Source organism: Clostridium tagluense (assembly GCF_003865095.1).
GTDB classification, from domain to species: Bacteria; Bacillota; Clostridia; order Clostridiales; family Clostridiaceae; genus Clostridium_AD; species Clostridium_AD tagluense.
The window spans coordinates 321,009-331,140 of sequence record NZ_BHYK01000001.1; the positions used below are offsets into that span (position 1 = coordinate 321,009).

General features: G+C 30.4%; 5 protein-coding genes, 1 pseudogene and 1 riboswitch. Of the genes and pseudogenes, 5 read left to right on the forward strand and 1 reads right to left on the reverse strand.

Annotated features, from left to right (window positions below):
- Positions 1-9 precede the first annotated feature (9 nt).
- A riboswitch (purine riboswitch) is annotated at positions 10-107 on the forward strand.
- 349 nt (positions 108-456) lie between these two features.
- Positions 457-1,911, forward strand: a complete 1,455-nt coding sequence (gene guaB, locus Ctaglu_RS01520) for an IMP dehydrogenase (protein ID WP_124997338.1) — start codon at positions 457-459, stop codon at positions 1,909-1,911.
- Positions 1,912-1,942: 31 nt separating this feature from the next.
- Positions 1,943-3,478: a glutamine-hydrolyzing GMP synthase gene (gene guaA, locus Ctaglu_RS01525; RefSeq protein ID WP_124997339.1), complete on the forward strand. Its 1,536-nt coding sequence runs from the start codon at positions 1,943-1,945 to the stop codon at positions 3,476-3,478.
- Positions 3,479-3,626: 148 nt separating this feature from the next.
- Here the strand turns inward: guaA and Ctaglu_RS01530 are convergent.
- A pseudogene (locus Ctaglu_RS01530) lies at positions 3,627-6,048 on the reverse strand (GxGYxYP domain-containing protein).
- A 263-nt stretch (positions 6,049-6,311) separates the two neighbouring features.
- On the opposite strand from Ctaglu_RS01530, the gene Ctaglu_RS01535 reads away from it, so the two are divergent.
- The 3 genes from Ctaglu_RS01535 (at position 6,312) to Ctaglu_RS01545 (ending at position 9,685) form a co-directional block, all read left to right on the forward strand.
- Positions 6,312-7,706 (forward strand): L,D-transpeptidase family protein, encoded by a 1,395-nt coding sequence (locus tag Ctaglu_RS01535; protein WP_124997341.1) that lies wholly within the window; start codon positions 6,312-6,314, stop codon positions 7,704-7,706.
- Between the two features lie 141 nt (positions 7,707-7,847).
- Positions 7,848-8,264: a hypothetical protein gene (locus Ctaglu_RS01540; protein WP_124997342.1), complete on the forward strand. Its 417-nt coding sequence runs from the start codon at positions 7,848-7,850 to the stop codon at positions 8,262-8,264.
- Between the two features lie 284 nt (positions 8,265-8,548).
- The gene (locus Ctaglu_RS01545) at positions 8,549-9,685 is read left to right on the forward strand and encodes a hypothetical protein (protein WP_124997344.1); all 1,137 of its coding nucleotides are present in this window, start codon (positions 8,549-8,551) and stop codon (positions 9,683-9,685) included.
- Positions 9,686-10,132 lie beyond the last annotated feature (447 nt).

Sequence of the window (10,132 nt, forward strand, 5' to 3'; positions counted from 1 at the left end):
AATAATAACTTTAAAAACAATAGCGTCACTCATATATCCCTTGAATATGGCAAGGAGTATCTACGGTCAGCCGCAAATTGACTACTATGAGTAATTTTAGTATGAGCTTACTTTAGGCATGCTAATTTTACTTTAGTCAAAGTAGGATTGGTATGCCTTTTTATGCTTTGCATCTTATGTAGAGTTGTGAGTGCAAAATTTTATTTTGCAGTCACAAAACTATACAAAGAGAGAATATTAGTAGCTCTCTATAGCTTAGCAGCTCTTGCTAGATAGCTTTAAACTTTTAATTTACCCCATATTTTAAGAGTTTGAAGCTATCATATTTTAAAAATTCGGTATATATAAGTATTTTTATGCTAATTATAAAGGTGAATTATAAATATCCCAAATGGATATGAGTCTTACACCTAATTTTATAAATTTAAAATAGAATTCTGAAAGGATGTTGATTAAATGGCAAAGATACTAAAACAAGCATATACATTTGATGATGTATTGCTAGTTCCAAATAAGTCAGAGGTACTACCTAGAGATGTTAGCTTAGTTACTTACCTTACAAAAAAAATAAAACTTAACATACCTCTAATTAGTGCAGGTATGGACACTGTTACTGAGTCTAGAATGGCTATTGCTATGGCTAGAGAAGGCGGAATAGGAATTATACATAAGAACATGAGTATTGAAAGACAAGCCGTTGAAGTTGACAGAGTAAAAAGACAAGAAAATGGCGTAATTACAGACCCTTTCTTTCTATCACCAGATAATCTTCTAGAAGATGCACTAGCATTAATGAGTAAATATAGAATATCAGGAGTTCCAATTACAACAAAGGGTAAATTGGTTGGAATAATTACTAATAGAGATATAGTTTTTGAGACTGATTATAGTAAAAAAATTAAAGATATAATGACAAGTGAAAATTTAATTACTGCATCAGAAGGAACAAGTATGGAAGAGGCTAAACAACTTCTTAAAAAACATAAAATAGAAAAATTACCTTTAGTAGATAGTGAAAACAATTTAAGAGGACTTATCACAATAAAAGATATAGAGAAAACTATAAAATTCCCTATTGCTGCAAAGGATTCTAGGGGAAGGTTATTATGTGGGGCAGCTGTTGGTGTAACTTCAGATATGATGGAGAGAGTAACAGCCTTAGTAAAGGCTGGAGTAGATGTAGTAACCCTAGATACAGCTCATGGTCATTCTTTAGGAGTAATGGATGCAGTAAGGAAAATAAAATCTGTTTACCCAGAACTTCAAATAATAGCAGGAAACATTGCTACGGCGCAGGCAACCCGAGATTTAATTGAGGCAGGAGCTGACTGTATAAAAGTAGGCATAGGTCCTGGATCAATTTGTACTACAAGGATTGTGGCTGGAGTAGGAGTTCCACAACTCACAGCAGTTATGGACTGCGTAGAAGAGGCAAATAAATACGGAGTACCTGTAATTGCAGATGGTGGCATAAAATATTCAGGAGACATAGTTAAGGCACTAGCCGCGGGAGCAAAAGTAGTTATGATGGGATCTATGTTTGCAGGATGCACTGAAGCACCAGGTGAAATGGAAATCTATCAAGGAAGAAGCTATAAGGTATATAGAGGCATGGGTTCATTAGCTGCTATGGCTTGCGGAAGCAAGGATAGATATTTCCAAGAAGGAAATAAAAAGTTAGTGCCAGAAGGAGTAGAAGGAAGAATACCATTTAAAGGAGACGTTGTAGAAACTATATATCAGGTGATTGGTGGTATACGTTCAGGAATGGGATATTTAGGATCAGCAACTCTAGAACAATTATTTGAGACTTCAACCTTTGTTATTCAAAGCTCAGCAGGACTAAGAGAAAGTCATCCACATGACGTACACATTACAAAAGAAGCACCAAATTATAGCGTAAATAACTAATGAAAAACCTTAAGCCTACAAGGAGGAAAAAATATTGAATAATAGAGAATTAATTTTAGTAGTTGACTTTGGTGGTCAATATAACCAACTTATTGCAAGAAGAGTTAGAGAAAACAATGTTTACTGCGAGATAATACCATACACATTTTCTGCGGAAAAAATAAAAAATATGAATCCAAAAGGAATAATATTCACTGGCGGTCCTAATAGTGTATACGCCAGCGGTGCTCCAAAAGTGGAAAGTGAAATATTTGAGATGGGTATTCCTATTTTAGGAATATGCTATGGTGCTCAATTAATGGCACAAACTTTTGGTGGGAAAGTTATAACACCTGATGTTCGTGAATATGGCAAAATAGAAGTTGAACTAAGCAAGGATTCTATTATTTTTGCAGGAATAGACGAAAACCAATGCTGGATGAGTCATACAGATCACATATCCACAGTACCAGAAGGCTTTGATATAATAGCAACTACTAAAGATTGTCCTGTAGCTGCTATGGCTAATGTTTCTAAAAAGCTTTATGGAGTTCAATTTCACCCAGAAGTAAAACATACTCTTTTTGGTGAAGAAATGATTAGAAAGTTCTTATATAATGTATGCGAAGTTAAGGGTGATTGGTCAATGTCATCTTTTGCGCAGGAAAAAATAAAGGCTATAAAAGAACTAGTTGGAGATAAAAAGGTGCTTTGTGCTCTTTCTGGAGGAGTGGATTCATCAGTTGCTGCAATGCTTGTACATAAAGCCATAGGAAAGCAGTTAACTTGCGTATTTGTAGATCACGGTCTACTCAGAAAAGATGAAGGAGACCAAGTTGAAACAATATTCAAGGGCGAATTTGATATGAATATAATAAGAGTTAATGCTCAAGATAGATTCTTAGGTAAGCTTAAAGGTATAAGTGATCCAGAGCAAAAGAGAAAGATAATTGGAGAAGAATTTATAAGAGTTTTTGAAGAAGAATCTAATAAACTCGGACAATTAGACTTTCTTGTGCAAGGAACAATATATCCGGATGTAGTTGAAAGTGGTACTTCGACTTCAGCTACTATAAAGAGTCATCATAATGTTGGAGGACTTCCAGAAGATATGCATTTTGAACTAATAGAGCCACTGCGTGAATTATTTAAAGATGAGGTTAGAGCAGTTGGAGAAGAAATTGGAATTCCTCATTACCTAGTATGGAGACAGCCATTCCCAGGACCGGGTTTATCTATAAGAGTACTTGGAGAAATAACAGATGAAAAATTATTTATAACTAGAGAAGCTGATGCAATATTCAGAGATGAAGTAGCTAAAGCGGGACTAGAAAGTGAAATATGGCAATACTTTGCATGTCTGCCTAACATTAAGTCCGTTGGAGTTATGGGAGATGAGAGAACATATTGTCATACAGTTGCTCTAAGGGCTGTAACTAGCTCAGATGGAATGACATCAGATTGGGCTAGGATACCATATGAAGTATTAGATAAGGTATCTAGAAGGATTGTTAACGAAGTTAAAGGGGTAAACAGAATTGTTTATGACGTAACATCTAAGCCACCTTCAACTATTGAGTGGGAATAAGATAAGGAATCATAAACCTAGCAATATCAATAAAATGTTATAAAAAAAAGTATCTATGGTATTTTCTATAAAAAGAGATGTCATAGATACTTTTTTTAAATAATTAAATTGCTTGATAGATTTGGGTGTAGCTAGGAGTATTATAATACTACTGCTTAACATTCTTCTTTATAAGTTCCATAAATGTTTTAGGTGTGACTACTCTCACTTTAGAATTTTCCTTTAGCTTATTTACAACCCTTTCAATATTACTAAGGTTTTTGCTCCAAACATGAACATAAACAAAGGTATAACTATTAGCATTATTAATATCTACTTGCCCAGAGTTAATCCGTTTATTAATATTTTCCACTAACTCATTTTCACTTTCCAGACTATCCCAAAGTAAATCTCTACAGGAGACTATAGGCTTATTATTTGACCAAATAATTTCTCCATGATAGTTGTCATGCTTATGATAATCAAGATAAAACAGTCCGCAAATATTAGGCTTAACAGTAAATTTACTCCAAAGTTCATTATTGCGAAAAGAGGAGTCATCAATAATTGCTATATAATTCTCATCTACCTTTTCCATATAATCATTTAATCTATTAATATACATTCCAAGCGTATTCTTATCAAATTTACTTGGGTACATATAGCCATTTCCAGATGGTGGTACTATAAAATAATCATCAGTAGATCCATGAGCTGCACTCTCATAATATAAGTTAAATACAGTAGGTGCTAGGTAATATAAGGATGGGCTCAAGGACCAACCCAAATTGAATCTACCCTTATAAGGCGAGCCATACCATTTGTGAGAACCATAATTAGTTCCAAGGTTCCACTGCTCATTATCCCCATCAGACATAATAAATGTTACATTATGAACATTTTCTTTACTTAGAACATTCATTAACGTTTTTTGAGTCATTGGTAATGAAGGAAATGAACTTAAAACAGTTAGATTATAAGACCAATCTGCAGCAACCATACTAACACCATATTTTGAGGTTGTACTAACATTAATAAATTCATCTGGTCCCCAACCGAGGCAGATGGAGTCATTTTCCATGGAAGAAAATATTTTATCGCGAAGAGATGTATCGCTAATTTTATCCTCATAAAATACTAGTGATTTGGTCATTATGGCATAATCTCTTAACGCGGAAGCTTTGCCTGGAGATAACTGAATTACTATGGAATGGTTGAGCCCAGAATTCCATAAATTATTGAAAGCCCAGGCTTCATCTGTGTTCCTACAGTCACCTTTAATATTTGTGATACCATAGGTGCGTACTTTATCTTGGATAACTTCATCAACTGCAATGCAATTATTTAACGCAGCAAGTGAACAAGCATTATTTATTGAAGGATCTTTTAGAGAATTATTATTATAAAGTACATATCCGTCTATATAATCTTTAAATATATCTAATAATCTCCACGGCTCTGAGACATTTTCATATGAAATTCCATATCTGTTTTTTAAATCATCTAGCCATATTTGATAATCTGGTTGTGAGGAGTTAAGTGTATATATTTGAGATGAGGAATGACTATTAACCAAGCCTTGAAGAGTAGCTATCATTGCTTTTTCACTAGGCGTCATTGAGTTTTGAGAAATAACATATAAATAAGTTGGAATTGTAGGATTTTTTATATAATTATTAGTATCGAGAGTTTTTTTAAAGTCGCGCCATGTAATATTAATCATCACTACTCTCCTTACAGTATTTATAAAAGTTTTGCAAAAAATTAATTCTTTCATTATTCTTAAAAGATTTAATATGACTCTCATCAAAATTTGCTAATAATAGTTGCCTATTTATAATATCATCAGCTGCAACTTGGTGGGAGTTTTTAAGCATATCATACATAATCATGAAGGTAGTAGTCCTTCCTATTCCTTGTTTGCAGTGAAAATGAAGCCAGGTATTTTTAGGTTGTATCTTTACTAACGCAACAAAGTAATCGACCATGTCATCTGTAGGTATCTTCCCATCAGTAACGGGGATGCGAATATATGATAGTGATTTAGAATTAACAAGATAATCTTCATCTGAAACTTTTGTTGGAACTATAGTTATATTGGGATGATTATAATAGGTAATAGGCACACCTAATTTAATACTACTTAGTTTAATAAATTCATTTAATAAAACTTGACCCATTGTTAAACCTATGTTAGCATCATTTCTTGCATTAGCCCAACTAACAGGAGTTCCATTAATAAATCCATGTGATTCTTGTCTTAAGTCAATAACTGCTATAGGTAATGAAGCCCCTATGCTATCTATTATAAGAGGTAAATTGAACTCAGAAAATTGTTGACTACCAGAAATGTTTAATGTGTTTAATCCACTTAGATTTAATTCTTTATTGTTTTGCGTATTTATTAAATCAGAAGATTTACGAAAATGTTTTGGCATGTCATTATAATTTTGAGAATCTGAAACAAGATTTATATTTTTGTCATCTAAGGGTACTTCAGAAGCCTGGTTCATTCCAGTTTTTATTTCTCTAGGAGATATGGTTTTATCCCAACACCTTATCATATTGGCAAACATAATTTCATTGTTCATCTGCACATATTTATTTAATTTCAGCATGTTATAGAAATAAGGATACCTGGTATACATATAAAACCTCCAAAAAATATAATATTACAATATATTATGCTAAAGAAATGTTTTGGTACTGGTTCCAAATTAAATCTATGTTTGAAGTAATATATAAAAACAAATTTCAGACTTAGTATCTAGATATTTAGTTTTAAAATCAAAAATACAAACATATTATAAACTAGTTATAATATTTAAATTTTAGATGAAAGGTATAAATCGGTATGAAGAATGTTGATATAAAAAAGCTTTTTAGAAGCAAGGGGACAGGAAATGTTATTATTTTCATAGCTTCAATTTTACTAATATATTTAATTATTTCCTTATACTTTTCTAAGCATTTCTTTTTTAATACGGTAATAAATGGTGTAGATGTGTCATTAAAAGCACATGAAGATACAGAGGATACAATTAGAGGCTATGTTATAGATTATAGGTTACAGTTAGCAGAAAGAAATGGGGAAATAGAAGAGATAATAGGAAGAGATATAGGAATGGAGTACAATGAAAAAAATAGTATTGATAAAGTTTATCCAGGGCGAAACTCTTTTAAATGGATAATTTCATTACTAAAGGATCAAAAATATTATGTTGAAGATTTATTTATTTACAATAAAGATAATTTAAAAAATAAGATAAATGGATTAAATTGTTTAACTACAGATATTATAGAACCTCAGAATGTAAGCTTTAAGTATATAAATGGTTCCTATAAAGTCATTGAAGAAGTATATGGAAATAAGATAATTAAAGATCGATTTTATGAAAATATAGAAATGGGCATATTAAAAGGAGTAAGAAAATTAGATTTAAATGAAACCCTTTGTTATGAAAATCCAAGGTACACTTTAAGTTCTTATAAAGCACTTGAAACTAAGAATTTACTAAATGAGTATGTGAAAGCAAAAATCACTTATAAATTTGGGAATGAAAAGGAAATATTAGATGGAAATATAATAAATGAGTGGCTTAGTATTGATAAAAATTTAGAAACTGTTATAAGCAAAATAGCAGTTATGAAATATGTTAAAAAATTGAGTGAAAAATATGATACCGTTGGAATCGCAAGAAAATTTAAAACCTCTATGGGGAAAATAGTAGAAGTTAGCGGTGGACTTTATGGATGGGAAATTAATCGTGAGGCTGAAACAGAAGCATTATTAGAAAATATAAAACTTGGTAATGTATTTAAAAAAGAACCTATATATGCTAATAAGGCTTTATATAGGGCGGAAAATGAAATAGGCAACACTTATGTAGAAGTTAATATAACAAGGCAGCATTTATGGTTTTATAAAAATGGAGAGCTTATAACACAAGGTTCTGTAGTATCGGGGAATCCAAATAGAGGACATTCTACTGTCCTTGGAACTTATATGCTTAATTATAAACAAAAGGGGGCAACATTAACTGGACCTGGTTATGAAGCTCCAGTAACTTATTGGATGCCTTTTTTCGGGAATATAGGAATACATGATGCAAGTTGGAGATATTCTTTTGGAGGAGAGATATATAAGAGAAGAGGAAGCCATGGATGCATAAATGCTCCAATATATTTAGCTAAAGAAATTTTTGAAAATATAGAAGAGGGAACTCCGATTGTTTGTTATGAGGAATAAAACTATTTATAAGAAGATGATTATAAAACATAATATATATTAAAGTATGGCATAATAAATACATAAATATTAGGTAGCAAACTGAAGAATGTATTTAAAAAGTATTTAAAAACAAATATATATTTGAAGGGTGTGTGAAAAATGAATAAATTAGAAAAGCTAATAGATGATGGATATAAGGTAAAAATCCAATCAAGTTCTAAATTTTGTTTAACTTTAGATGATGAAACACCTTGTATGAGCTTTAATTCGGATAGCATAGAGGAAGCTATTGATTCAGCTTATGATTTTGTAAAAGAAAAGAAAAAAGTAGCAAATAAAACTGAAACAGAAGAGAAAATAACAGATTACAAAATTATAATGGATGTACCACAAAAACAAGAACTAAAAATTGATGAAGATATGCTTAATGGGGAATTTAAGACCACAACTACTATTAGATTGTATTCAGAAGTTTGGGAGCAGTTTAAGGATTTTACCCAGACATATAAAGACTATAAAAGCATGGATTTAGTTAGCATGGCACTTCTAGAATATATTGAGAAATATAAAGAATAATATATAAGAATAGATATTCCACAATTAGTAATTATTATATAAAGTGGTTTGGCTTAGGCTGAATCTTTTTTTATGCTTTTGAGTTACTAACAATGCTTACGTCACCCCTTTTGCACTTATCTCAAATCCGTTTTTGTGGTTTATGGAAAAAGGTCCTTTTGCTACTTTTAAGTATTATGAAGTTATTACAATAGCTGTATGGTCAGTGATTCTCATAACTATATGTGGCATATGCATAAGAAGGTTTAAAAAACAAAATATATATTAGGGAAAGGAAGTATATCATGAGGATAGTTTTTAATGAGATAAAGAAAATTTTTAATTTTAAGATGGTTATTATGATTATGTTTATTAGCTTAATAATGTATTATCTATTCATAAGTTTTGATTTTAAATATTTTCCTAATGGAAGACCAGAAAAGGACAATTATAAAATAAGTATTCAAATGTTAAAGGATTATGGGACTTCTATGGATAAAAAGGAATTTATAAACTTTAAGGAACTATACAATAACCAGATTCAGGAAGCTAACAAGTATCTTAAGGCTAGGCCAGAGTTTGCATCTGCAGGAATAACTACCTATAAAAAGTTCAAAGGAATAGATAGGAATAATGAGAAGTTAGGTAAATTACGCGATAAAGTTGTTTTTGAGGATAATGTAGATATATTCTGGGAATTGCAGGCTCGAGAGAATATTATAGAACGGTACGGAGAAATTGATGGAAATATAGATAGAAATTTAAACGAAAATCAATTGGAAAGATATAATGAAGTAGTTAAAAATGATTCTATAACATCTATCCTTCCATATTTTGTTTTTGAAAATTATAACAACTTAATAAAAAATGTAGCAATGCTTATAGTCTTAAGTATAATATTTATGATTTCACCTATTTATATAAAGGATAGTATAAATAAGGTAAATTACCTTCAATATACATCTAAGACAGGAAGAAAAATATTTAGAAATAAGCTAGTTTCAGCGTTAATATCAAGCTTTATAATAATAAGCATACACCTTGCTTGTTTTTTCATATTATATTCACATAATAAAGTAGGAATGTTTTTAAATTCTAGCATAAATTCAGTTTTTAATATTCATTTATACTGGTATAATATTAATTTCATACAGTATATACAACTTACAATAATAGCAATATATGTTTTAGGTTTTGCTGTTACTTTAATAGTAACCTTTATTTCAAGGATAGCACCAAATTATATAACCCTTATAGGAGTACAAGTACCAATAACTTTTATTATAATATATGTATCTTCTAAATATCTTATGAACAATCTAACAATTACTTGGTTTCCTAAATATTTTTTACCTTTAGCTTATTTCATTTTAGTCTCTATTGGATTGATACTTATAGCTATTAGGTGGAAAAAAGAAAAAGTGGTAGATATTATTAATTAAATATTTATTTGTAAGGTGATATCCTTTTTAAAAAATATACTAATCAGTGATTGGCTATTATTTTTACAGGAGTAGAATAAAATTGACTAAGTATAATCAATACGTAGATAACATAATTTAAAAAAGTGCTTATGATATTTCTTAAATTAAGAAATATCATAAACACTTTTTTGTATTATAATTATAAAGAATTTATTAAGTTTCATGACAAGCTATAATATGATTATATAATATAAATTGTAAGAGATACAATATTGAAATATCTGATAGGGCATACGCGAACCCCTGATGGATATCTAAAATTAATTTATATAATTAGAGATAGTGTTAACTGACTTATGAAAAAAGCACATAGGAATATTTGTATGTCAATTACAACTTTAAGAAATAAGGTCGTTGTCTTTTTAGCCTTAAACTTATGGAATTTAATGTTTTTGTTCTTACAAA